This window comes from Streptomyces kanasensis (assembly GCF_043077165.1).
GTDB lineage: Bacteria > Actinomycetota > Actinomycetes > Streptomycetales > Streptomycetaceae > Streptomyces > Streptomyces changanensis.
Genome location: NZ_JBIBSF010000007.1, coordinates 330,684 through 353,526, shown reverse-complemented (window position 1 = coordinate 353,526; position 22,843 = coordinate 330,684). Strand labels below are relative to the sequence as shown.

General features: G+C 73.4%; 24 protein-coding genes. 13 read left to right on the top strand and 11 right to left on the bottom strand.

Annotated features, from left to right (window positions below; translation table 11 throughout):
- Positions 1-139 precede the first annotated feature (139 nt).
- The 9 genes from ACF053_RS19815 (at position 140) to ACF053_RS19775 (ending at position 6,567) form a co-directional block, all read left to right on the top strand.
- On the top strand, positions 140-679 hold the full coding sequence (locus tag ACF053_RS19815) for a 2-oxo-4-hydroxy-4-carboxy-5-ureidoimidazoline decarboxylase (RefSeq protein WP_391955075.1): 540 nt from the start codon (positions 140-142) through the stop codon (positions 677-679).
- A gap of 147 nt (positions 680-826) precedes the next feature.
- Entirely contained in the window at positions 827-1,207 is a 381-nt protein-coding gene (gene sdhC, locus ACF053_RS19810; protein WP_079047448.1) for a succinate dehydrogenase, cytochrome b556 subunit, read from the top strand.
- Positions 1,208-1,215: 8 nt separating this feature from the next.
- Positions 1,216-1,695 (top strand): succinate dehydrogenase hydrophobic membrane anchor subunit, encoded by a 480-nt coding sequence (locus ACF053_RS19805; protein ID WP_391955074.1) that lies wholly within the window; start codon positions 1,216-1,218, stop codon positions 1,693-1,695.
- 24 nt (positions 1,696-1,719) lie between these two features.
- The gene (gene sdhA / locus ACF053_RS19800) at positions 1,720-3,474 is read left to right on the top strand and encodes a succinate dehydrogenase flavoprotein subunit (RefSeq protein WP_391955073.1); all 1,755 of its coding nucleotides are present in this window, start codon (positions 1,720-1,722) and stop codon (positions 3,472-3,474) included.
- Positions 3,474-4,232 carry a succinate dehydrogenase iron-sulfur subunit gene (locus ACF053_RS19795; RefSeq protein WP_058944754.1) on the top strand — a complete coding sequence of 253 codons (759 nt, stop codon included), beginning with the start codon at positions 3,474-3,476 and terminating at the stop codon, positions 4,230-4,232. Before sdhA ends, ACF053_RS19795 begins: the two co-directional genes overlap by 1 nt.
- A gap of 165 nt (positions 4,233-4,397) precedes the next feature.
- Positions 4,398-4,586, top strand: coding sequence for a ferredoxin (locus ACF053_RS19790; RefSeq protein ID WP_391955072.1), 189 nt, complete (start codon positions 4,398-4,400; stop codon positions 4,584-4,586).
- Between the two features lie 352 nt (positions 4,587-4,938).
- On the top strand, positions 4,939-5,346 hold the full coding sequence (locus tag ACF053_RS19785) for a hypothetical protein (protein ID WP_391955071.1): 408 nt from the start codon (positions 4,939-4,941) through the stop codon (positions 5,344-5,346).
- A 25-nt stretch (positions 5,347-5,371) separates the two neighbouring features.
- Positions 5,372-5,764 carry a thiol-disulfide oxidoreductase DCC family protein gene (locus tag ACF053_RS19780; RefSeq protein ID WP_391955143.1) on the top strand — a complete coding sequence of 131 codons (393 nt, stop codon included), beginning with the start codon at positions 5,372-5,374 and terminating at the stop codon, positions 5,762-5,764.
- 11 nt (positions 5,765-5,775) lie between these two features.
- A complete protein-coding gene (locus tag ACF053_RS19775) occupies positions 5,776-6,567 on the top strand; it encodes a TetR/AcrR family transcriptional regulator (RefSeq protein ID WP_391955070.1) in 792 nt (263 codons plus the stop codon).
- An 85-nt stretch (positions 6,568-6,652) separates the two neighbouring features.
- Here the strand turns inward: ACF053_RS19775 and ACF053_RS19770 are convergent, their stop codons facing one another.
- From ACF053_RS19770 to ACF053_RS19760, 3 genes are all read right to left on the bottom strand, one after another.
- Positions 6,653-8,212 (bottom strand): ABC transporter substrate-binding protein, encoded by a 1,560-nt coding sequence (locus ACF053_RS19770; protein ID WP_391955069.1) that lies wholly within the window; start codon positions 8,210-8,212, stop codon positions 6,653-6,655.
- A gap of 125 nt (positions 8,213-8,337) precedes the next feature.
- A complete protein-coding gene (locus ACF053_RS19765) occupies positions 8,338-9,705 on the bottom strand; it encodes a metallophosphoesterase (protein WP_391955068.1) in 1,368 nt (455 codons plus the stop codon).
- Positions 9,706-9,715: 10 nt separating this feature from the next.
- On the bottom strand, positions 9,716-9,967 hold the full coding sequence (locus ACF053_RS19760; RefSeq protein WP_058944749.1) for an SCO4848 family membrane protein: 252 nt from the start codon (positions 9,965-9,967) through the stop codon (positions 9,716-9,718).
- A gap of 61 nt (positions 9,968-10,028) precedes the next feature.
- Here ACF053_RS19760 and ACF053_RS19755 point away from each other — a divergent pair, with 61 nt between their 5' ends.
- Positions 10,029-11,240: a D-alanyl-D-alanine carboxypeptidase family protein gene (locus ACF053_RS19755; RefSeq protein ID WP_391955067.1), complete on the top strand. Its 1,212-nt coding sequence runs from the start codon at positions 10,029-10,031 to the stop codon at positions 11,238-11,240.
- On the opposite strand, the gene ACF053_RS19750 is transcribed toward ACF053_RS19755, so the two are convergent.
- From ACF053_RS19750 to ACF053_RS19735, 4 genes are all read right to left on the bottom strand, one after another.
- Positions 11,209-12,102, bottom strand: a complete 894-nt coding sequence (locus ACF053_RS19750; protein ID WP_391955066.1) for a YihY/virulence factor BrkB family protein — start codon at positions 12,100-12,102, stop codon at positions 11,209-11,211. The genes ACF053_RS19755 and ACF053_RS19750 overlap by 32 nt on opposite strands.
- A 147-nt stretch (positions 12,103-12,249) precedes the next feature.
- Positions 12,250-12,846 (bottom strand): 2'-5' RNA ligase family protein, encoded by a 597-nt coding sequence (locus tag ACF053_RS19745; RefSeq protein ID WP_391955065.1) that lies wholly within the window; start codon positions 12,844-12,846, stop codon positions 12,250-12,252.
- Between the two features lie 121 nt (positions 12,847-12,967).
- A complete protein-coding gene (trpS, locus tag ACF053_RS19740; protein ID WP_391955064.1) occupies positions 12,968-13,993 on the bottom strand; it encodes a tryptophan--tRNA ligase in 1,026 nt (341 codons plus the stop codon).
- An 86-nt stretch (positions 13,994-14,079) separates the two neighbouring features.
- Positions 14,080-15,474: a serine hydroxymethyltransferase gene (locus ACF053_RS19735; RefSeq protein ID WP_391955063.1), complete on the bottom strand. Its 1,395-nt coding sequence runs from the start codon at positions 15,472-15,474 to the stop codon at positions 14,080-14,082.
- A gap of 222 nt (positions 15,475-15,696) precedes the next feature.
- Here ACF053_RS19735 and rocD point away from each other — a divergent pair, with 222 nt between their 5' ends.
- Complete coding sequence (gene rocD, locus ACF053_RS19730) at positions 15,697-16,902, top strand: ornithine--oxo-acid transaminase (RefSeq protein WP_391955062.1); 1,206 nt, start codon at positions 15,697-15,699, stop codon at positions 16,900-16,902.
- 165 nt (positions 16,903-17,067) lie between these two features.
- Here rocD and ACF053_RS19725 read toward each other — a convergent pair whose 3' ends face one another.
- The 3 genes from ACF053_RS19725 to pdxR form a co-directional block, all read right to left on the bottom strand.
- A complete protein-coding gene (locus tag ACF053_RS19725) occupies positions 17,068-18,249 on the bottom strand; it encodes a glutathionylspermidine synthase family protein (protein WP_391955061.1) in 1,182 nt (393 codons plus the stop codon).
- Positions 18,250-18,268: 19 nt separating this feature from the next.
- Positions 18,269-18,571, bottom strand: coding sequence for a hypothetical protein (locus ACF053_RS19720; protein WP_391955060.1), 303 nt, complete (start codon positions 18,569-18,571; stop codon positions 18,269-18,271).
- A gap of 61 nt (positions 18,572-18,632) precedes the next feature.
- Positions 18,633-20,096, bottom strand: a complete 1,464-nt coding sequence (gene pdxR, locus ACF053_RS19715; protein ID WP_391955059.1) for a MocR-like pyridoxine biosynthesis transcription factor PdxR — start codon at positions 20,094-20,096, stop codon at positions 18,633-18,635.
- A gap of 47 nt (positions 20,097-20,143) precedes the next feature.
- Here pdxR and ACF053_RS19710 point away from each other — a divergent pair, with 47 nt between their 5' ends.
- The gene (locus tag ACF053_RS19710; RefSeq protein WP_391955058.1) at positions 20,144-20,710 is read left to right on the top strand and encodes a carboxymuconolactone decarboxylase family protein; all 567 of its coding nucleotides are present in this window, start codon (positions 20,144-20,146) and stop codon (positions 20,708-20,710) included.
- Positions 20,707-21,546 (top strand): isocitrate lyase/PEP mutase family protein, encoded by an 840-nt coding sequence (locus ACF053_RS19705; protein ID WP_391955057.1) that lies wholly within the window; start codon positions 20,707-20,709, stop codon positions 21,544-21,546. The genes ACF053_RS19710 and ACF053_RS19705 overlap by 4 nt, the downstream gene beginning before the upstream one ends.
- Before the next feature lie 222 nt (positions 21,547-21,768).
- Here ACF053_RS19705 and ACF053_RS19700 read toward each other — a convergent pair whose 3' ends face one another.
- A complete protein-coding gene (locus ACF053_RS19700; protein WP_391955056.1) occupies positions 21,769-22,827 on the bottom strand; it encodes an ABC transporter substrate-binding protein in 1,059 nt (352 codons plus the stop codon).
- Positions 22,828-22,843: the final 16 nt, after the last annotated feature.

Genomic DNA, 22,843 nt, shown 5'->3' with positions numbered 1-22,843 from the left:
CACACTTGCTCACCCTGGGTAACGTTGTGTCCCTTCCCTCACGCGTTTCGCACGACTTCCGCATACCGCCTCCGCCGTTTCGTCCGAGGAGCCCACGCTGTCCCGCGAACCCGCCTCCGGAACTCCGCAGACCCTCGGCATGGCCGCCGCCGTCCCGGCGCAGGCCCGCGGCCTCCCGGCGGACGCCCTGGCGGTGTTCAACGCCGCCCCCTCCCGCGCCGCGGAAGCCTCCCTGCTGGCCTGCTGCGGCAGCGTCCGCTGGGCGCACCGCGTGGCCGCGCACCGCCCCTACCCGACGCTCGACGCCCTGCTCGCCGCCGCCGACGAGGCGGGGTACGACCTGTCCGGGGCGGACCTCGACGAGGCGCTGGGCGACGAGACGGCGCCGGTGCTCCCGCCCGGCACGCCCACCGCCGCGCACACCGCGCTGCGCGCCGCGCACGACGCGTACGAGGCGCGCTTCGGCCACGCCTTCATCGTCTGCCTCGACGCCGACCGGCCCGAGGAGCACCTCGACCGGGTGCTGGGCGGGATCCGGGCGCGGCTCGGGAACGAGCCGGAGGAGGAGCGGGCCGTGGCCGCCGACGAGCTGCGGCGGCTGGCGAGGACGCGACTCGCCCGGCTCATCCAGCATTCTGCCGGTTCGGGTGGTTTCGGTAGGCCGTCCGTGCCTGTTTGATTGCCTGTTTGATCACACATACGGACCCCGCGCGAGGGAACCGACAAGTCGTCGCTACCATGACCGGGGCCGGTGGACCGTACCCGGCCGGGTCTGACCGACAGAGAAGCCGGCCGACCCTGATCCCCGCTCCCGGAGGGTTTTTCCGTGCCGGCTGGAACGCTGTACCGCGGCCGGGAAGGCATGTGGTCGTGGGTGGCTCATCGAGTCACCGGCGTCCTCATCTTCTTCTTCCTGTTCGTACACGTGTTGGACACCGCTCTCGTCCGCGTCTCGCCCGAGGCCTACGACGAGGTCGTGGCGACGTACAAGACCCCGATCGTCGCGCTGCTGGAGTACGGCCTCGTGGCCGCCATCCTCTTCCACGCGCTCAACGGCCTGCGTGTGATCGCCGTGGACTTCTGGTCCAAGGGCGCGCGCTACCAGAAGCACATGCTCTGGACCGTCATGGGCATCTGGATCGTGCTGATGGCGGGGTCCGTCTACCCGGTCCTCGGCCACGCCGCACGTGAACTGTTCGGGAGCTGACGCCAGACATGTCCGCTGACCTCACCAAGTCCACCGTCGGCCCGATCGAGGGCGTGAGCCTCTACGACGTCGACAACCCGGCCCCGCTCATCGAGCCGCCGCGCAAGCGCACCAAGAAGACGCCGAAGTCGACCCGCGGCAACTTCGAGCTCGCCGCCTGGCTCTTCATGCGCCTCTCCGGCGTCGTGCTCGTCGTCCTCGTCATCGGCCACCTGCTGATCCAGCTCGTGCTGGACGGCGGCGTCTCCAAGATCGGCTTCGCCTTCGTGGCGGGCCGCTGGGCGTCCCCGTTCTGGCAGGTCTGGGACCTGCTGATGCTGTGGCTCGCGATGCTGCACGGCGCGAACGGCCTGCGTACCGTCATCAACGACTACGCCGAGCGCCCGAACACGCGCCTGTGGCTCAAGGGCCTGCTCTACACCGCCACGGTGTTCACGATCCTCCTGGGCACGCTGGTGATCTTCACCTTCGACCCGAACATCCGCTAGGCACGGGCTGGGGTAATCCACACCATGAAGATCCACAAGTACGACACCGTCATCGTCGGCGCCGGCGGCGCGGGCATGCGCGCCGCCATCGAGGCGACGAAGCGCAGCCGCACCGCCGTGCTGACGAAGCTCTACCCCACCCGCTCCCACACGGGCGCCGCGCAGGGCGGCATGGCCGCCGCGCTGGCCAACGTGGAGGAGGACAACTGGGAGTGGCACACCTTCGACACGGTCAAGGGCGGTGACTACCTGGTCGACCAGGACGCCGCGGAGATCCTGGCGAAGGAGGCCATCGACGCCGTCCTCGACCTGGAGAAGATGGGCCTGCCGTTCAACCGCACCCCGGACGGCACCATCGACCAGCGCCGCTTCGGCGGCCACAGCCGCAACCACGGCGAGGCCCCGGTCCGCCGGTCCTGCTACGCCGCGGACCGCACCGGCCACATGATCCTCCAGACGCTGTACCAGAACTGCGTCAAGGAGGGCGTGGAGTTCTTCAACGAGTTCTACGTCCTGGACCAGCTGATCACCGAGGTCGACGGCGTCAAGAAGTCCGCCGGCGTGGTCGCCTTCGAGCTGGCCACGGGCGAGATCCACGTCTTCCAGGCGAAGGCCGTGATCTACGCGTCCGGCGGCACCGGCAAGTTCTTCAAGGTGACGTCGAACGCGCACACCCTGACCGGTGACGGCCAGGCCGCCTGCTACCGGCGCGGCCTGCCGCTGGAGGACATGGAGTTCTTCCAGTTCCACCCCACGGGCATCTGGCGCATGGGCATCCTGCTGACGGAGGGCGCCCGCGGTGAGGGCGGCATCCTCCGCAACAAGGACGGCGAGCGCTTCATGGAGAAGTACGCGCCCGTCATGAAGGACCTCGCCTCGCGTGACGTCGTCTCGCGCTCCATCTACACGGAGATCCGCGAGGGCCGCGGCTGCGGTCCCGAGGGCGACCACGTCTTCCTGGACCTGACGCACCTGCCGCCGGAGCAGCTGGACGCCAAGCTGCCCGACATCACCGAGTTCGCGCGGACGTACCTGGGCATCGAGCCGTACACGGACCCGATCCCGATCCAGCCGACCGCGCACTACGCCATGGGCGGCATCCCGACCAACGTGATGGGTGAGGTCCTCAGCGACAACACCACCGTCGTGCCGGGTCTGTACGCCGCGGGCGAGGTCGCCTGCGTGTCGGTGCACGGCGCCAACCGCCTGGGCACCAACTCGCTGCTCGACATCAACGTCTTCGGCAAGCGCGCCGGCATCGCCGCCGCCGAGTACTCCGCGACGGCCGACTACGTCGACCTGCCGGAGGACCCGGCGTCCTTCGTGGCGGAGCAGGTCGAGCGGCTGCGGAACTCCACCGGCACCGAGCGCGTGGCGGAGCTGCGGCGCGAGCTGCAGGAGACCATGGACGCCAACGTCATGGTGTTCCGCACCGAGCAGACGATCAAGACCGCGGTCGAGAAGATCGGCGAGCTGCGCGAGCGCTACCGCAACGTCTCCATCCAGGACAAGGGCAAGCGGTACAACACGGACCTGCTGGAGGCCATCGAGCTGGGCAACCTGCTCGACCTGGCCGAGGTCATGGCCGTCTCGGCGCTCGCGCGCAAGGAGTCCCGCGGCGGTCACTACCGCGAGGACTACCCGAACCGCGACGACGTCAACTTCATGCGCCACACCATGGCGTACCGCGAGGTCGGCGACGACGGCACCGAGACCGTCCGCCTCGACTACAAGCCGGTCGTCCAGACCCGCTACCAGCCGATGGAGCGTAAGTACTGATGGCTACCCCCGTACTGGACAAGGTGGAGAAGGACTCCGCCGCCTCGCCGTACATCACGGTCACGTTCCGGATCCGCCGGTTCAACCCGGAGGTCACCGACGAGGCGCAGTGGCAGGACTTCACGATCGAGATCGACCCGAAGGAGCGCGTGCTCGACGGTCTCCACAAGATCAAGTGGGACGTCGACGGCTCGCTCACCTTCCGGCGCTCCTGCGCGCACGGCATCTGCGGCTCCGACGCGATGCGGATCAACGGCAAGAACAGGCTCGCCTGCAAGACGCTGATCAAGGACATCAACCCGGAGAAGCCGATCACGGTCGAGCCCATCAAGGGCATGACGGTCCTCAAGGACCTCGTGGTCGACATGGAGCCGTTCTTCCAGGCGTACCGGGACGTCATGCCGTTCCTGGTCACGTCCGGCAACGAGCCGACGCGTGAGCGCCTGCAGTCGGCCGAGGACCGGGAGCGCTTCGACGACACGACGAAGTGCATCCTGTGCGCCGCCTGCACGTCCTCCTGCCCGGTGTTCTGGAACGACGGCCAGTACTTCGGTCCGGCCGCGATCGTGAACGCCCACCGCTTCATCTTCGACTCGCGTGACGAGGCCGGAGAGCAGCGGCTGGAGATCCTCAACGACAAGGACGGCGTGTGGCGCTGCCGCACCACGTTCAACTGCACCGACGCCTGCCCCCGCGGCATCGAGGTCACCAAGGCCATCGCCGAGGTCAAGCGCGCGCTCATCACGCGTCGCTTCTGACCCACCGGTCCGGCTCCGCCGACGGCCCGCGCCCCCTGCGTACTCCGCACGGGCGCGGGCCGTCCGCGTTGCGGCGGCGGCGTCCACCGGCGCCCCGCCCGGAACCCGGCGACACGCTGCGCGGGATGGTGGAGTCGCCGGCGTCCCGGTGAGGAGGGTGGGGCCATGAGCATCTCCATCGACCACGACCGCTGCATGGGGGCGGGCCAGTGCGCCCTGACGGCCCCCGGCGTCTTCACCCAGGACGAGGACGGCTACGGCGCCCTGGTGCCCGGCCACGACCAGGACGACCCGATGGTCCGGGAGGCCGCCCGCGCCTGCCCGGTCCGCGCCATCACGGTCGCGGGGCCCTAGCGCCCCGTCCACGCCGCGCCGCCCGGTCCGCGCCGTCCCGGGGGCCGGGCCGCCACCGGGGCTGGGCCGTCACGGTGGCCGGGCCCGGGCGCCCCCGTCCGCTCCTCCCGCCCCCACCTCCTTTTCCACCCCACCCGTCCCGTCCGCCCCGGAGCCGCCGCACCGCGCCGCTCCGGGGCCCTTTCGCGTGCCCGGGGCGCCCCTTCCCCGGACCGGTCACGGGGAAGCGGTCCCTTCCGTCCGTCCCACGTGCCCGGCCGGCGTCGCACCGCACCCACTGCTTGAACATGTTCAAAAAGAGGTCTACAGTCGTCCCGACACTACTTTTGAACGTGTTCAAGGAGGGTGGGGCATGGACCTCACAGTCGTCGCCTACATCGCGTACCTGCTCATCAGCGTGGTCCTCACCGTGTGGGTGGCCCGGACGCTGAGCCGCAACGGGCGGGTCTTCCTGGCCGACGTCCTGCGCGGGGACGAAGGGCTCGCCGACGCGGTGAACCGCCTCCTCGTCGTCGGCTTCTACCTCGTCAACTTCGGCTTCGTCGCGCTCTACCTGCGCCAGGACGCCACCATCGACACCGTCCGGTACCTCTTCGAGGGGCTGTCGGTGAAGCTCGGCGTCGTCCTCCTGGTCCTCGGCGTCATGCACCTCGGCAACGTCTACGTCCTCAACCGCATCCGCCGCCGCGGCGCCCTGGACCGCGAGCAGCAGCCGCCCGTCCCGCCGCAGGGCTGGACCCCGCCCGCCGCCCGCGCGTGAGCCCGCGGTGGCCCCGGTGAAACCCCTGCGGCGACTGACCGTCCTGTACGACGCCCAGTGCCCGCTCTGCGTGCACGTGCGCCACTGGCTGCTGCGGCAGCGCGCCCTCGTCCCGATGGACCTCGTGCCGGCCGGGTCGGTCGAGGCCCGGCGCCGGTTCCCCGCCCTCGACCACGCGGCGACGCTGGAGGAGATCACCGTCGTGGGCGACGGCGGGCAGGTCTACCGCTCCGCCGACGCCTGGATCGTCTGTCTCTGGGCGCTCGCCGAGCACCGCGCGAAGGCCCACTGGCTGGCGAGCCCGACCGGGCGGCCCCTCGCCCGGATGACCGTCCTCGCCGCCTCCCGGTGGCGGGCGGCGACGGCGGGCCCCACCTGCGACGGCGGCACGTGCGGGACACCCGGGCGCTCCGGCTAGGCTCGGGTGCTGTGAAGGACCAGAAGGCCGGCAAGGTGGCGAAGAGCGAGCAGACCCGCACCCTGATCCTGGAGACCGCCCTGCGGCTCTTCCAGGAGCGGGGCTACGACAAGACCACGATGCGGGCCATCGCCCAGGAGGCGGGGGTCTCGGTGGGCAACGCCTACTACTACTTCGCCTCCAAGGAGCACCTGGTCCAGGGCTTCTACGACCGGATCGCCGCCGAGCACGCCGCGGCGGTCCGGCCCGTCCTGGACGGCGACCGCGACCTCGCGGCGCGGATCCGGGGCTCGCTGCTCACCTGGCTGGACGTCGCCGAGCCCTACCACCGGTTCGCGGCCCAGTTCTTCAAGAACGCCGCCGACCCGGAGAGCCCCCTCAGCCCCTTCTCGCCCGACTCGGTCGACGCGCGCCGCGCCGCGATCTCCATCCACGAGGAGGTCCTGCACGGCTCCGACACCAAGACCGCGCCCGAACTGACCGAGCTGCTCCCGCACCTGATGTGGCTGATGCACATGGGTCTCGTGCTGTTCTGGGTGTACGACCGCAGCGAGGGCGCCGAGCGCAGCCGCCGGCTGGTGGAGCGGACGGCGCCGCTCACCGCGCGGGCCATCGCGCTCTCCCGGTTCCGGGTGCTGCGGCCGCTCGCGCGCCAGGCGCACGACGTCATCGTGGAGTTCATGCCGGGCGCCAAGGACGCGCTGGAGAAGGACGCGGTCGCGGAGGACGCGCACCCGACGCCCGGCGGTGAGGGGCCGGCGCGGGACCGGCCCGCGAAGGGCCCGTCGGCGGGGGACGCCTAGGGGACTCCCTGGGGCTCCCCGGGGACACGCGGGGGGTTTTGGGGGTGTTCCCGGGGGCCCGCCCACGGCTGCGGCACGGGCATCCCTAGATCCAGTCCAGCTGCCACAGGCGCCAGATGCCGGTGCCGTCGGACAGGTACTGCGAGCCGGTGACGTCGAGGGTGCTGAGCACGTAGTCCTTCTTCTGCCACAGCGGCACGAGCGGCACGTCCCGCGCCACCTGCGCCTGGATCTCCTTGAAGTCGCCGACCGCCCTGGCCCGGTCGCCGTGACTCTGGGTGGCGGCGACGAGCCGGTCGACGCGCGCGCTGGCGTATCCGTTGTGCAGGGCGTTGTCCCGGCCGACCAGCGGCTGCGTGAAGCTGTCGGAGTCGGGGAAGTCCGGTAGCCAGCCCAGCCCGTACGCGTCGTAGGCGCCGCTCGTGTAGCCCTTCTGGAACTCCTTCCACTCGGCGGCGACGATCCGCACCCGGAACAGTCCGGTCGCCTCCAGCTGACGGCGCAGCTCGGCCGCCTCCGCCGCCCAGGTCTCCCCCGCCCGGTGGCCGTACGTGAACGTCACCGGCGTCTCGACGTCCGCGTCGCGCAGCAGCTCCCCGGCCCGTTCGACGGCTTCGTCGCCCTCGGGGTAGGCGTCGAAGAACGGCGTGCTGTGGCCGACGAAGCCCCGCGGGATCAGCGAGTACAGCGGCTCCACGGTGGAGTGGTACGGCCCGGTGGCGATCCTCGCCCGGTCGACGAGCCCGGCCACCGCCTGCCGTACGGCCCGCTCGGCCATCGGTGAGTCCTTCCGGACGTCGAAGACCAGGCTGCGGATCTCGGCCGTGGTGGCCTCCGTCATCCGTACGCCCTCCGCACCCGGGTCGAGCGCGGAGATCACCTCCGGCGGCAGCTGGCGGTGCGTCACGTCGACCTGGCGGCTCCGCCACGCCGAGGCCAGCTGCTCGTCCTCGGCGAAGTACCGCACCTCCACCGGGGTCCCCGACCGGTGGACGGCGCCGCGGTAGTGCGGGTTGGGCTCCAACAGGGCTCGGACGCCGGGCCGGTACTCCTTCAGCACGTACGGCCCCGAGCCGTCGACGGCGTCGCCCTCGCGCAGCCGGTCCTTCGGGTAGCGGCTGCTGTCGACGATCGCGCCCGCGCCGGTGGCGAGCTTCAGCGGGAACGTGGCGTCCCGGGCGCCGAGCCGGAAGACGACCTCCCGGCCGTCGGCGGTGACGCTCCTCAGCGTCGGGAACAGGGCCGCCGGCCCCACGTCCGCGCCGATACCGCGCATCCGGTCGAAGGAGTACACGACGTCCTCGGCGGTCACCGCGCGCCCGTTGGAGAAGGCGAGCCCCTCCCGCAGCGTGCAGCGGTAGGTGGTGAGGCCCGCACCGGCGAACCCGCAGGTCTCGGCCGCGTCGGGCACCGGGGTCGGGGAGCCCGGCTTGAAGGTCAGCAGCGACTGGTAGACGTTGCTGTACAGGGCCCAGGAGCCGGCGTCGTACGCCCCGGCCGGGTCCAGTGACGACACTTCGTCGGTCGTGCCGACGGTGATGGGTCGATCGTTCTCCTTGTCTGCGGGAAGCAGTTGCCAGGCCCCTATCCCGGCCACCACCAGAGCGATGCAGATGACAATGATCCGTACCCGGATCGATCGCATAGCCGTGATTCCTTTCACGCCCTCCCCTGTGCGATGGCGCAAACTCAACCACAGGGTGTTCACCGGCGGAAGGGAAAACCTTCACTTCACAGCCACATCCGCACCACGGCCTGCGGAAGGCCGGGTCACGCCTGGCGCGACGCGAGCTCCACGACCGTGATGTCGGACGGCGCCCCCACCCGGACCGGCGGCCCCCACGCGCCGGCGCCCCGCGAGACGTACAGCTGCGTGTCGCCGTACCGCTCCAGACCGGCGAGGGTCGGGTTCGCCAGGTCGGCGAGGAGGTTGCCGGGCCACATCTGCCCGCCGTGGGTGTGGCCGGAGAGCTGGAGGTCGACGCCGTGGCGGACCGCGTCGTGGATCAGTACCGGCTGGTGCGCGAGGAGCACCGCGGTGCGGGCCCGGTCGCGGTCGCCGAGGGCGCGGGCGAAGTCGGGGCCGTCGCCGTACGTGGCGCCGGCGACGTCGTTGACACCGGCGAGGTCGAATCCGGCCAGCTCGACGCGCTCGTTGCGCAGGGGGCGCAGTCCGAGCTCGCGGACCTCGTCGACCCACTCCTCGGCGCCGGAGAAGTACTCGTGGTTGCCGGTGACGAAGAAGCTGCCGTGCCGGGCGCGCAGCCCGGCCAGCGGCTCGGCCGCCGGGCCCAGGTTCTCGACGCTGCCGTCGACCAGGTCGCCCACCACGGCGACGAGGTCCGGTTGGGTGGCGTTCACGGCGTCGACGATCCGCTGGGCGTGGGCGCGGCCCAGGATCGGGCCCAGGTGGACGTCGCTCACCACGGCGATCCGGTACCCGTGGGCGCCGCGGGGCAGCTTCGCGAGCGGCACGGTCACCCGCTTGACGCGCGGGCCGCGCAGGACGCCGTGGGTGCCGTACCCGACGGTCCCCGCGGCGGCGGCCAGGGCGGCGGCGCCCACGGCGCGGGAGACGAACAGCCGCCGGGACATCCCCGGCGCGGGGGCGACGGGCGCCTCGGGCGCGGGGGCGGGCGGGTCGGTGGCCTCGGCGGCCCGGGCTGCGGCCGAGGGAGCCTCGGCGGCCTCGGGGGCCGCGGGGGCCGGTCCGGCCGGGCAGGGCACGGGCGCCGCCACCGCCGCCTCGCGGGGCGCGGGAACCGGGGCCTGCGCCGGGGCTTCAGGGGCCGGGGCGGGGGCCGCCGGCGGGGCGGTGGGCCGGCGGGCCGGCAGGCGCAGGAGGAGCGGGCGCAGCGCCTCCCCGACCAGCAGCGCCAGCACCAGGTACAGGAGGACCGCCAGCCACAGGAAGCCCGGCCACGCCAGCACCTGCTGGAGCGCGAACGGGGCGCCCGCCCGGCCCGCGGTCAGCGCGCCGAGCGACAGCAGCGGCAGGGCCACCGCGGCGGCCGTCCCGGCCCGCCGCGCCGCACCTCCCGGGCGGGTGGTGTCGCGGACGAGCCGCCGCCACACGTACCAGTGCACCCCGCCGAAGAGGGCCAGGACCAGGGGGACGACCAGCAGGGCCACCAGCACGACCGCCCTCCTACTTCTCGTCGCGTTCGCGCCGCAGGGCCCGCACCCCGCGCAACCCGATCACGCCAATGGCCGTCCCCAGGAGAAAGGACGTGACGGCCAGCAGAAGATGAACCCAGAAGTATCCGGTGGGGTCACCCGCGTCGTCGAAGGCGAGGCCACTCGCGTCGTTCCACAGGTTCTTGACGAAAGTGATCCAGATGAACCAGCTCCACACCCCGAACGCGAGCAGGAACCAGGAGGCGGAGCGGCTGAGTCTCATGGCCCCAGTATCCGGTGCACCGGTGTCGGGAGCCGCGCCGGGTGGTTGTACGTTCTCGAACGTGCTTGCTCTCAAGAAGGCCACCGCCTCCGTGGCCGCCGCCGTGCTGCTCCCCCTCGCCGCCGCCGGTCCCGCCCTCGCCGCGCCGAGCCCGCAGCCGAAGCCGCACCCCAAGCCGCCGGCGTCCATGTCGACGGTGGGCGGGGCCCTGCTGGGCAAGCCGGGGACGCAGGTGCGGCTCGCGGGCGGGGCGCCGGTCCTGCCGAAGGAGCTGACCGGCCGGTCCTGGATCGTCGCGGACGCCGAGAGCGGCGACGTGCTGGCCGCGCACAACGCGCACTGGCGGCTCGCCCCCGCCTCCACGCTGAAGATGCTCTTCGCCGACACCCTGCTGCCGAGGCTGCCGAAGACGCGCACGCACCTGGTGTCCACCGGCGAGCTGGCGCGGGTCGGCGCGGGCTCCAGCCTCGTCGGCATCAAGGAGAAGCAGAGCTACACGGTCCACGACCTGTGGCTCGGGGTCTTCCTGAAGTCCGGCAACGACGCCGTCCACGCCCTCGCGGAGATGAACGGCGGCGTCGCCAAGACGGTCCGGGAGATGAACGAGCGGGCCGACGAGCTCCAGGCGCTCGACACGGACGTCGTCTCCCCCGACGGGTACGACGCCCAGGGGCAGGTGTCGTCCGCGTACGACCTGACGCTCATCGCGCGCAGCGGCATGCAGAACGCCGACTTCCGCGCGTACTGCTCGACCGTGCGGACGCAGTTCCCCGGCGAGAAGAAGCCCGGCTCGAAGCGGGGCACCTTCGAGATCCAGAACACCAACCGGCTGCTGACCGGGGACTACGGCATAGAGCCGTACAAGGGCATCGCCGGGGTGAAGAACGGCACGACCACGCACGCGGGGTCCACCTTCACCGGGGTGGCCGAGCGGAACGGCAGGGTGCTGCTGGTGACGGTGATGAACCCGTCGTCGGCGGAACGGTTCGCCGTCTACAAGGAGGCCGCGCGGCTGCTGGACTGGGGTTTCGCGGCGGCCGGGAAGGTGCGGCCGGTGGGTGAGCTGGTGCCGCCGAAGTCCGCGCGGACCGGTACGACCATGCCCACGCCCGTCACGGAGGGCGGCGGACCCGTCGAGGCCGCGCCCGCCGGCCGGGCCGAGGCCGGGTCGAGCGGCGCGGGGATCGCCCTGGCGGTCGTCGGCGGCGTGCTGGTCGTGCTGTCCGGCGCGGTCTTCGTGATCAACCGCCGGTGGCCGGTCCGCAGGGGGTAGCGGCGGCCCCGTCCCGCCGCCCGGTGGCCGACCAGGCGGCGCAGAACAGCAGGAGCCTGGCGGTGAGGCTCATCCACAGCAGCAGGGCGACGGGCACGCCGAACGCCCCGTACATCGACTTCCCGGCGACGCCCGCCATGTAGCCGCCGAGCAGCAGCTTCAGCAGCTCGAAGCCGACCGCGCCGATCAGTGCCGCGATCACCAGGTCGCGGCGGGGCGGCTCCACGCCGGGCAGCAGCGTCAGCAGGTACAGCAGGAGCAGGAAGTCGGCGAGCACGGCGATGGCGAGCGCCGCCGTCTGGAGCAGGACCCCGCCGGCGCCGCCGTCGGGGATGCCGAGCCGTTCGGCGGTCCAGCCGACGGCGGTGGAGCCGAGCGTGGAGGCGGCGAGCGAGGCCAGGGCCGTGCCGCCGAGGCCCAGCAGGAGCAGGGCGTCCTTGCCCTTGCGGACGATCGGGTTGCCGTCGTCGGCGTCGTCGCACCCCCACACCACGCGCAGGCACTCGCGCATCGAGCCGACCCAGCCGACACCGGTGAAGAGCAGCACCCCGCCGGCGACCAGGCCGACCGTGCCGGCGTTGGCGACGAGGGCGCCGATGTCCAGCTGGTCGGAGATGCCCGGCACCTGCTCGCCGATCTTCTCCTCGACCGAGCGCAGCCCGTCGTCGCTGAGGAGGGCGGCGCCGACCGCGGCGCCGAGGGTGATCAGGGGGAAGAGGGAGAGGAAGCTGATGAAGGTGATCGCGGCGGCCAGCCGGGACCAGTGGGACCGGTCCAGGGCCTCGTAGGCGCGCCAGGTGTGGGTGCGCATGAGCCGGACGGCCCACGGGCCGATGACGGGGAGCTTGGTGAGCCAGTCCATGGCGTACGCCTACCACCGGACGGCCGCGCCACCGCGGGCGGCACGACCGGATCCGGGGGGCGCCCCGGTCCGGGCGCGAACGGCCCCGCAGGGCGGCCGTCGCCGGCTGGGGCGGCGGCCGTCAGGCGCCGTGCGGGACGGTGGCCGTCAGGCGCCGTGCGGGGTGACGGCCGGCTGGTCGACCGGTGAGCCCTGGGCGGGCACCGTCCCGGCGGGGCGGCCGGAGCCGAAGTCGTACGTGTGCAGCTTGCGCCACACGGCGTCGGCGCCCTGCTCGTAGAGGGCGAAGGAGCACACCGTCCACTCCGCCTCGAAGTCGGCGAGGTCGGCGTAGGCGCGGTCCATCGCCTCCTCCGCGATGCCGTGGGCGACGGTGACGTGCGGGTGGTACGGGAACTGGAGCTCCCGCACCAGCGGCCCGGAGGTGTCGCGGATGCGCTGCTGGAGCCGGGCGCAGGCCGAGCCGCCCTCGACGACCTGGACGAAGACGACCGGGGAGAGCGGCCGGAACGTGCCCGTGCCGCTCAGCCGCATCGGGAAGGGCCGGCCGGCGGCCGCGACCGCGGCCAGGTGGGCACGGATCTCCGGCAGTCGCCCGGCGTCCACCTCGGTCGGCGGGAGCAGGGTGACGTGCGTGGGGATGCCGTGGGCCGCGGCATCGCCGAAGCCCGCGCGCCGCTCCTGGAGCTGGCTGCCGTAGGGCTCCGGGACCGCGATCGAAACGCCGAGCGTTACGGTCCCCACGTCGTTCTCCTCATCCTTCGGTCATCCACGGTCGTCCATGCGCTGCGGTCGCTCCGGTCGCACCACGATGCGGTCGCCAGTGTGGCGCCTCGACCCGTCCCGTGGCCAGAGCCGTCCGGCCTCAGTGCTTGGCGGGCAGGAAGCCCACCCTGTCGTACGTCTGCGCGAGGGTCTCGGCCGCGACGGCGCGGGCCTTCTCGGCGCCCTTGGCCAGGATCGAGTCCAGCGTCTCCGGGTCGTCCAGGTATTCCTGGGTGCGGGTGCGGAAGGGCGTGACGAAGTCCACGACGATCTCGGCGAGGTCCGTCTTGAGGGCGCCGTACATCTTGCCCTCGTACCCCTCGACCAGCCGGTCGACGGGCGTGCCGGTGAGCGTCGACATGATCGTGAGGAGGTTGCTGACGCCGGGCTTGCCCTCGGGGTCGAAGCGGATCACGGTGTCGGTGTCGGTGACCGCGCTCTTGACCTTCTTGGCGGTGGCCTTCGGCTCGTCGAGGAGGTTGATCAGGCCCTTGGGCGTCGCCGCCGACTTCGACATCTTCGCCGTCGGGTCCTGGAGGTCGTAGATCTTCGCCGTCTCCTTGAGGATGTACGGCGCCGGGACGGTGAAGGTCTCGCCGAAGCGGCCGTTGAACCGCTCCGCGAGGTCGCGGGTCAGCTCGATGTGCTGGCGCTGGTCCTCGCCGACCGGGACCTGGTGCGCCTGGTACAGCAGGATGTCGGCGACCTGGAGGATCGGGTACGTGAAGAGGCCGACCGTGGCGCGGTCGGCGCCCTGCTTGGCGGCCTTGTCCTTGAACTGCGTCATGCGGGAGGCCTCGCCGAACCCGGCCAGGCAGTTCATGACCCAGCCGAGCTGGGCGTGCTCGGGGACGTGGCTCTGGACGAAGAGCGTGCACCGCTCCGGGTCGAGCCCGGCGGCCAGCAGCTGGGCCACGGCGAGCCGGGTGTTGGCACGCAGCTCCGCCGGGTCCTGCGGGACGGTGATCGCGTGCAGGTCGACGACCATGTAGAAGGCGTCGTGGGTCTCCTGGAGGGCGACCCACTGGCGGACCGCGCCGAGGTAGTTGCCGAGGTGGAAGGAGCCCGCGGTGGGCTGGATCCCGGAGAGCACACGAGGTCGCTGCGTGGAGGCCATGTCCGCCATTCTCTCAGGTCCGGCGGACAGCTCGGGACTGCCCGCCGGACTGCGGGACTCCGTTCTGCGGGGGCCGCGGGGCCCCCGCCGGAGGGTCAGGCGGGGATGCCGGGCGCCGGGTGGCGGGCCATGAGGTCGGCCACTTCGGCGCGGATCGTCGCGAGGGCGTCCTCGTCGCCCGCGTGTGCTGCGGTGACGCCCCGGTCGAGCCAGTCGGCGACGGTCTCCATGTGCTCCGGCCCGAGTCCGCGCGAGGTGAGCGACGGGGTGCCGATGCGGATGCCGGAGGGGTCGAAGGGCTTCCTCGGGTCGTACGGGACCGTGTTGTAGTTCACGACGAGGCCCGCCCGGTCGAGGGCCTTCGCGGCGGTCTTGCCGGGGACGTCCCGGCCGGTGAGGTCGATGAGGACGAGGTGGTTGTCCGTGCCGCCCGACACGAGGTCGAAGCCGCGGGCGAGGAGGGCGTCGGCGAGGGCGCGGGCGTTGGCGACGACCCGGTGGGCGTAGGTGCGGAAGGACGGCTGGGCGGCCTCGTGGAGGGCGACGGCGATGGCGGCGGTCGTCTGGTTGTGGGGGCCGCCCTGCAGGCCGGGGAAGACCGCCTTGTCGACCGCCTTGGCGTGCTCCTCGCGGCACATCAGCATCGCGCCGCGCGGGCCGCGCAGGGTCTTGTGGGTGGTCGTGGAGACGACGTCGACGTGCGGCACGGGCGAGGGGTGCGCGCCGCCCGCGACGAGGCCGGCGATGTGCGCGATGTCCGCCACCAGGACGGCGCCGGCCTCCCGGGCGATCTCCGCGAACGCGGCGAAGTCGATCGTGCGGGGCAGGGCCGTGCCGCCGCAGAAGATCACCTTCGGCCGCTCCTTCAGGGCGAGGTCGCGGACCTGGTCGAGGTCGACGAGGCCGGTGTCGCGGCGCACGCCGTACTGCACTCCGCGGAACCAGGTGCCGGTGGCGGAGACGCCCCAGCCGTGGGTGAGGTGGCCGCCCATGGGCAGGGCCATGCCCATGACGGTGTCGCCGGGGCGGGCGAACGCGAGGTACACGGCGAGGTTGGCGGGCGAGCCGGAGTAGGGCTGGACGTTGGCGTGGTCGGTGCCGAAGACGGCCTTGGCGCGGGCCACGGCGAGCCGCTCGACCTGGTCGACGACCTGCTGGCCCTCGTAGTAGCGGCGGCCGGCGTACCCCTCGCTGTACTTGTTCTGCAGGACCGTGCCCGAGGCTTCCAGGACGGCGGCGGAGACGTAGTTCTCGCTGGGGATCAGGCGGAGCGTCCCGGCCTGGAGGCGCTCCTCGGCGCTGACGAGCGCGGCGAGTTCGGGGTCGCCCGCGGCGAGCGCGGGGTGCGCGGCCGCGGACGCGGGCGCCGCGGCGGCCGTCGCGGGGTGCGGTTCGGCGGCCGCGGTGGCCGTCGCGGCCGTTCCGGCGTGCGGTTCGGCGGGGGCCGCGGGGCGGGCGGGGGTGGGGGTGGGCGTGGCGGGTCCGGTCATGGCGTCCTCCGGGGTGGGCAGCTCGGGTGTCGTCCCCCGGGGGCCCAGGCGGGCGGCTCCCCGTGCGGTCTGCCGCGCACGGCTCCCCCGGGGTCGCTTCCCCGTACGCCAGTCGCCGCGCGTACCGTCCACCCTATCGGCGCCGCGCGGGGCCAGGTTTCCCCGGTCCCTCGGCGAGCGACGATAGAGACGACCGGCCGTACGATGACGAACGGAGACCCCGTGTCGAGAACGCAGGACGCGATCGCTGCCGCCGAGGCGCACAGCGCGCACAACTACCACCCGCTGCCCGTGGTCGTGGCGACGGCGGAGGGCGCGTGGATGACGGATGTCGAGGGGCGGCGCTACCTCGACCTGCTCGCCGGCTACTCGGCGCTCAACTTCGGCCACGGCAACCGCCGTCTGATCGAAGCCGCCAAGGCGCAGCTGGACCGCGTGACACTGACGTCGCGCGCCTTCCACCACGACCGGTTCGCCGACTTCTGCACGCAGCTCGCGGAGTTCTGCGGCATGGAGACGGTGCTGCCGATGAACACCGGGGCGGAGGCGGTGGAGACCGCCGTGAAGACCGCCCGCAAGTGGGGCTACCGGGTCAAGGGCGTCCCGGACGGCGCCGCGCGGATCGTCGTGGCGGCGGGCAACTTCCACGGCCGCACGACGACGGTCGTCAGCTTCTCCACGGACCCCGAGGCGCGCGAGGACCACGGCCCGTACACGCCGGGCTTCGACGTCGTCCCGTACGGCGACCTTCAGGCGCTGGCGGCGGCGGTGACCGACGAGACGGTGGCCGTGCTGCTGGAGCCGATCCAGGGCGAGGCGGGTGTCCTGGTGCCCCCGCCCGGCTACCTGGCGGGCGTGCGGGAGCTGACCCGCGAGCGGGGCGTGCTGTTCGTCGCGGACGAGATCCAGTCGGGTCTCGGCCGCACCGGCCGGTCCTTCGCGTGCGAACACGAGGGCGTCGTCCCGGACATGTACCTGCTCGGGAAGGCGCTGGGCGGCGGGGTCGTCCCGGTGTCGGCGGTCGTGTCGAGCGCGGAGGTGCTGGGCGTGCACCGGCCGGGCGAGCACGGTTCGACGTTCGGCGGGAACCCGCTGGCCTGCGCGGTGGCGCTGGAGGTGCTGGCGATGCTGCGCACCGGCGAGTACCAGCAGCGGGCGGCCGAACTCGGCGACCACCTGCACCGGGAGCTGAACCTGCTGGTCGGCTCGGGCGCGGTGCGCGAGGTGCGCGGGCGCGGCCTGTGGGCCGGCGTGGACCTGGACCCCGGCCGCGGGACGGGGCGTGAGATCTCCGAGCGGCTGATGGCGCGCGGGGTGCTCGTGAAGGACACCCACGGCTCGACCATCCGCATCGCGCCCCCGCTGGTGATCTCCAAGGAGGACCTGGACTGGGGCCTGGAACAGCTGCGGGAGGTCCTCGCGGTCTGACGGCCGCGGACGGGTACGGCGGCCGACCGGCCCCGCGGGGCCGGTCGCGCCCGCCGTGCCCGTCCGGGCGCCGTGCCCGTCCGGGCGGGGGGACCGTCCGGGCGGGGGGACCGTCCGGGCGCCGTGCCCGTCCGGGCGGAGGGACCGTCCGGGCGGAGGGACCGGCTAGAGGATGACGTGGGGCAGGAAGCGGGCGTAGGTGTCGGTGACGGGGCCGGAGGACTCGCGGATGCCGAGCCCGGCGGCCTCGTCCTCGACGACCCAGGCGCCCAGCACCACGCGGTTGCCGTCGAAGTCGGGCAGCGGGGCGAGCTGCTGGTAGCAGCACGGCTCCGGGCGGAGCACCGGGTCGGCGCCCGGCTCGTGGAGGGTGACGCCTGCGCCCTCCCGGCCCAGCAGCGGCTTGGCGGCGTACCCGCCCTCGGCGGCCAGCTCGCGCGGGCCGTCGAGGTAGGCGGGCAGGAGGTTGGGGTGGCCCGGGTAGAGCTCCCACAGGACGGCCAGCAGCGCCTTGTTGGACAGCAGCATCTTCCACGCCGGTTCGATCCAGCAGGTGCTGCCCGTGCCGCCGCCGTTGTCGAGGGTGTCCAGGACGTGCGGGCCGAACGCGTCCGTGACCAGCCACTCCCACGGGTAGAGCTTGAAGCAGCTGCGGATGTACCGCAGCCGGTCGTCGACGAAGCGGCCCGACAGCCGGTCCCAGCCGATCCGCTCCACCGACAGCGCCTCGGTGGTGATGCCGGCCTGCTCTGCGGTCTCGCGCAGGTAGGCGACGGTCATCAGGTCCTCGCCGATCTCGTCGCCGTCGGAGTGCGCGAAGTGCAGCGGGCCGGGCGGCAGCAGGCGGGCCTGCCGCCGCCACGCGTCGACGAGCCGCTCGTGGAGCGAGTTCCACTGGTCGGCGCCGGGGAACCGCTCCTCCATCCAGAACCACTGCGGGCTGGCCGCCTCGACGAGCGAGGTGGGGGTGTCGGCGTTGTACTCCAGCATCTTCGCCGGACCCCGGCCGTCGTACCGCAGGTCGAACCGGCCGTACAGCGACGGCAGTTCGGCCCGCCGGTGCCACGACTCGGCGACGAGGCCGGCCAGGCGCGGGTCGGTGATGCCGAGGTCGGCGAACCGGTCGCGCTCGACGATGTGCGCGGCCGCCGCCAGGCACATGGCGTGCAGCTCCTCGACGACCTCCTCCAGCGCCTCGACCTCGGGGAGGGTGAAGGAGTAGTACGCGGACTCGTCCCAGTACGGGCGCAGCGAGCCGTCCGGGTGCCGGGTCAGCGGGTAGACGCAGCCCTGCTCCTCGACGGTGCGCTGCCAGTCCGGGCGGGGTTCGGTGGTGTGGCGTTCCATGGTGTGCGCGCGCCGCCGGTCAGCCGCCGCCGCTGCCCGAGCAGCCGAAGCCGCCGCGCTGGACGCTCGCCTTGTCGAAGCTGCCGCCCTCGACCTTGCCGCTGTTGGCGGACCCGCCGTAGTAGTACGAGCCGGAACCGCCTCCGCTGCCACCGCTGCTGCTGCCGCTGCCGCCGCTGCGGCACTTGTAGTCGGGCAGGACGTCGCGCGTGACCGGGTCGACGCACCGCCTGTCCGGCTCGGAACTCCCGCAGGAGGTGAGCGTCAGCGCGAGCACGCCCATCCCTCCCAGTACGACGTGGCTCGACCTGAGTCTGCGCATGTGGTTCTCCCCCGTTGAAGCGTGGAACGCCGGACAGCGTAGAACGCCTCCGTCGTTCGTGCTACGGCAGTACCCGGCACAGGGCTTCGAGGGCTCCCGGCCAGGCGCTGTCGGTGGGGGTGGCGTAGCCGACGACGAGGCCGTCGCGGGTGGTCGTGGCGTCGGGGTGGCGGAAGGCGTGCAGGCCCTGGAGGGCCAGGCCGTGGAGGGCGGCGGCGTGCAGGACGGGGCGTTCGGTGCCGGGCGGGAGGTCCAGCACGGCGTGCAGGCCGGCGGCGATGCCGCTGACGCGGACGCCCGGCGCGCGGGCGGCGAGCGCGGCGACGAGCTGGTCGCGGCGGCGCCGGTAGCGCAGGCGCATGGAGCGGACGTGGCGGTCGTACGCGCCGGAGGCGAGGAACTCGGCCAGGGTCAGCTGGTCCAGCGCGCCCGGCGCCCACTCCACGTCGCCCTTCGCGGCGACCACCTCGTCCACCAGGTGCGGGGGCAGCACCATCCAGCCCAGGCGCAGCCCCGGCGCGAGGGACTTGCTGGCGGTGCCGAGGTACACGACCCGGTCGGGATCGAGGCCCTGGAGGGCGCCCACGGGCTGCCGGTCGTAGCGGAACTCGCCGTCGTAGTCGTCCTCCAGGACGAGCCCGCCGGAGGCGCGCGCCCAGTCGACGAGGGCGGCGCGGCGGTCCGGGGGGAGGGCGCCGCCCAGCGGGAACTGGTGGGCGGGCGTGATGAGCACCGCGCCGGGCCGGCACGCGGCGCCCTCCGCGAGCGCCTCGGTGCGGGTGCCGCGCCCGTCGAGCGGCAGCGGCGGCGTGCGCAGCCCGGCGCCGGCCAGTCGCCGCCAGTGCACGTCGAGGCCGTACGACTCGACGGCGACGTCCCGCACGCGGCGGGCGCGCAGCACGCCGCCCAGCAGCATCAGGCCGTGGGCGAAGCCCGAGCACACCACGACGCGGCCGGGGTCGGCGTGCACGCCGCGCGCGCGGGCCAGGTACTCGGCGAGGGCGGCCCGCAGCTCGGGGCGGCCGCGCGGGTCGCCGTAGCCGAACGCGTCGTGCGGGGCGTCGGCGAGGGCCCGCCGGGACGCCTTGAGCCACTCCGCGCGCGGGAACGAGCCGAGGTCGGGGGTGCCGGGGTGGAGCGTGTGCAGGGGCCGGCCGGTACGGGCGCGGGCGCGGGCCCGCTGCCACGGCAGCGGCGAGGTGTCGCCCGCCGCCTGCGCCCTGCGCGCCGGGAGCGGGGCGGCGCGGCGGGCGACGCGGGTGCCGGAGCCCTGGCGGGCGGTGAGCCAGCCCTCGGCGACCAGCTCGGCGTAGGCGTCGGCGACGGTGTTGCGGGCCACGCCGAGGTCCGCGGCGAGCGTCCGGGAGGACGGCAGCCGGGTCCCGGGGGCGAGACGGCCGCTGCGGACGGCCTCGCGCAGGGCGTCCATCAGTCCGGCGCGCAGACCGGTGCCGCCGCCGATGTCCAGGTGGAGGTCGGTGCCGAAGGCGGCGCCGGCGTCCGGGGTGGCCCGCTGATCCGTCATGGAAATGGACCATACCGCTGCGCCAACGGGGGCGTACGTTCGAGGACATGACGACCGATGTGACGACCGATGTGACGACCGACGCGACGACGCGGGCGCAGCCCACCGGGACCACCGGCACCGCCGCCGCACCGACCGGCCTCGCCGCCGAGCACCCCGCCCGGCTGGCCCTCGCCGACCACGCCCCGGAGGTGTACCGGGCGATGATCAGGCTGGACGCCGCCGCCCACAAGGGCCTGGACCCGGTGCTGGTGGAGCTGGTCAAGATCCGCGCCTCGCAGCTCAACCACTGCGCCTTCTGCCTGGACATGCACACCAAGGACGCCCTCGCGGCGGGCGAGTCCGTCGAACGGATCGTGCAGCTGAGCGCCTGGCAGGAGTCGCGCCACTTCTACACGGAGAAGGAACTCGCCGCCCTCGAACTGACGGAGGCGGTCACCGTCCTCACGGACGGCTTCGTGCCGGACGGCGTCTACGCGCGGGCGGCCGAGCACTTCGACGAGGTCGAGCTCTCCCACCTGATCGCGTCCATCGTCGTGATCAACTCCTGGAACCGGATCGCCGTGACGTGCCGCTCGGTGCCGGGGCACTACACGCCCGGCCAGTACAAGTGACGGGGCGGGCGGCCCGCGAACGGGCGGCCCGGCTCGCGGCGGACTTCCGCGCCCTGCACCGCGGCCGGGCGCGGCGGGACCCGCTGGTCCTGCCGGGCCCGTGGGACGCGGGGAGCGCCCGGGTCCTCGCCGGGGCCGGCTTCCCGGCCCTGGCGACGCCGTCCGCGGGGGTGGCGGCGTCGCTCGGGTACGAGGACGGGCGGACGCCCGCCGACGAGATGTTCACGGCGGTGGCCCGCATCGTCCGCGCCGTGGACGTGCCGGTCTCGGCGGACCTGGAGGCGGGGTACGGGCTGCCGCCGCGCGAGCTGGCCGCCCGGGTCCGTGACGCCGGGCTGGCGGGGGTGAACCTGGAGGACAGTGGGGACTTCGGGGACTTCGGGGACGCCGGGGGCGGCCGGGCCGGTGCGGCGAGTACGGCGAGTGGGCCCGGCGGGGCCGGAGCGCCGTCCGGTGGTGGGCTGCGGGACGCCGGGGCGCACGCCGCGTGGCTCGCGGAGTTCCGCGAGGCGGCGGGCGGCGAGCTGTTCCTGAACGCCCGGGTGGACACGTACCGCCACGGGGTGACGGACCCGGAGGAGACCGTTCGCCGCTGCCTGCTGTACGTCGAGGCGGGCGCGGACGGCGTGTACCCGATCCTCGCCCCGCCGGAGCACCTGCCGCTGCTCGCCGCGGACGTCCCCGTGCCGGTCAACGCGCTCGCCCTGCCCGGCGGGCCCGGCGTCGCGGAGCTGGGGCGGCTGGGCGCGGGCCGGGTCACGTTCGGCGCGGGGATGCACGGCCGCACGATGGCGGCCCTGCGGGCGGTGGCGGACGAGGTGCGTCCGGCCGTGTGACGGCGTGCCGTCACACGGCCGGACGGGTGCCGCGCGGTGGGTGCCCGGACGGCCCGGCGGGGGCGCGGCAAGGCGGGGGCGCGGACCGGCGCCCGGCCCGGCGGGGCCCGAACCGGCGGGGGCCCGGGCGCCGGGTCGGCGCGGGCGACCCGTCAGGCCGGGCAACCGCGTCAGCGCGGGAGCCCCGTCGGGCCGGGCGACCCCGTCAGGGCCGGAGCCCCGTCAGCGCGGGAGCCAGGTCTTCCAGGTGGCCTCGTTCCCCTTGACCCACTTCTCCGCCGCCTCCTGCGGGGAGAGCTTCTCGTGGGCGATCATCCGGGCGACGTCGTTCTGCTGCTCGGTCGTCCACCGGAAGTTCTTCAGGAAGGTCGCCGCCTCCCCGCCCTTCTCCGCGAAGTCGGCGTTGAGGAACTTCTGCAGGGGCGTGTCCGGGTAGGCGCACGCGATCTTCTCCGGGTCGGCGTCGCACCCCTCCTCGTACGGGGGCAGCTTCACCTCCACCATCTCGACCTGCGAGTTCAGCCACTGCGGCGTCCACCAGTAGGTGAGGAACGGCTTGCGGTCCTCGGCCTTCTTCCTGATCGCGGTGATCTGCGCGGCCTCGGAGCCGGCGTAGTTCGTCTTCAGGTCGAGGTCGAGGTTCCGGATGAGGGCCTCGTCGTGCGTGACGTAGTCGGGCGAGCCCTCCAGGAGTTCGCCCTTGCCGCCGGACTCGGGGGTCGCGAGCTGGTCCGCGTACTTGTGGAGGTTCTTCCACTCCGTGACGTCGGGGTGCGCGTCGGCGAAGTACTTCGGCACGAACCAGCCGATGTGGCCGGTCACACCGAGGTCGCCGCCGCTGACGACGGTCTTCTTCTCCCCGACGTACCGCTTCTCCTGCTCGGGGTGGCCCCAGTCCTCCAGGACCGCGTGGACGTCGCCCCGGGAGAGGGCGTCCCAGGCGAGGACCTCGCCCATCTGCTGGGTCTTGACCGTGTAGCCGAGTTCCCTCTCCAGCAGGTACTCGGCGACGGCCGCGTTGGCCTGGGCGCCGACCCAGGACGGGACGGAGAGCCGGACGGTCTTCGCGTCGTCGCCCGCGTACTGGGACCTGCCGGTCTCGGCCGCCCCGCAGCCGCCGAGCGCCAGCACGCCGAGGGCGGCGGCGACGGCCGTGGCCGCGCGGGCGGTACGGGCGGTACGGGCGCTGCGGGTGCCACCGGCGGTACGGGCGGTACGGGCGCCGCGGCCCGTACCGGCAGTACTCGTCGTGCGGGTGGTGCTGCTGTCTGTGGTGCGCATGGGGGTGCTCCTGTGG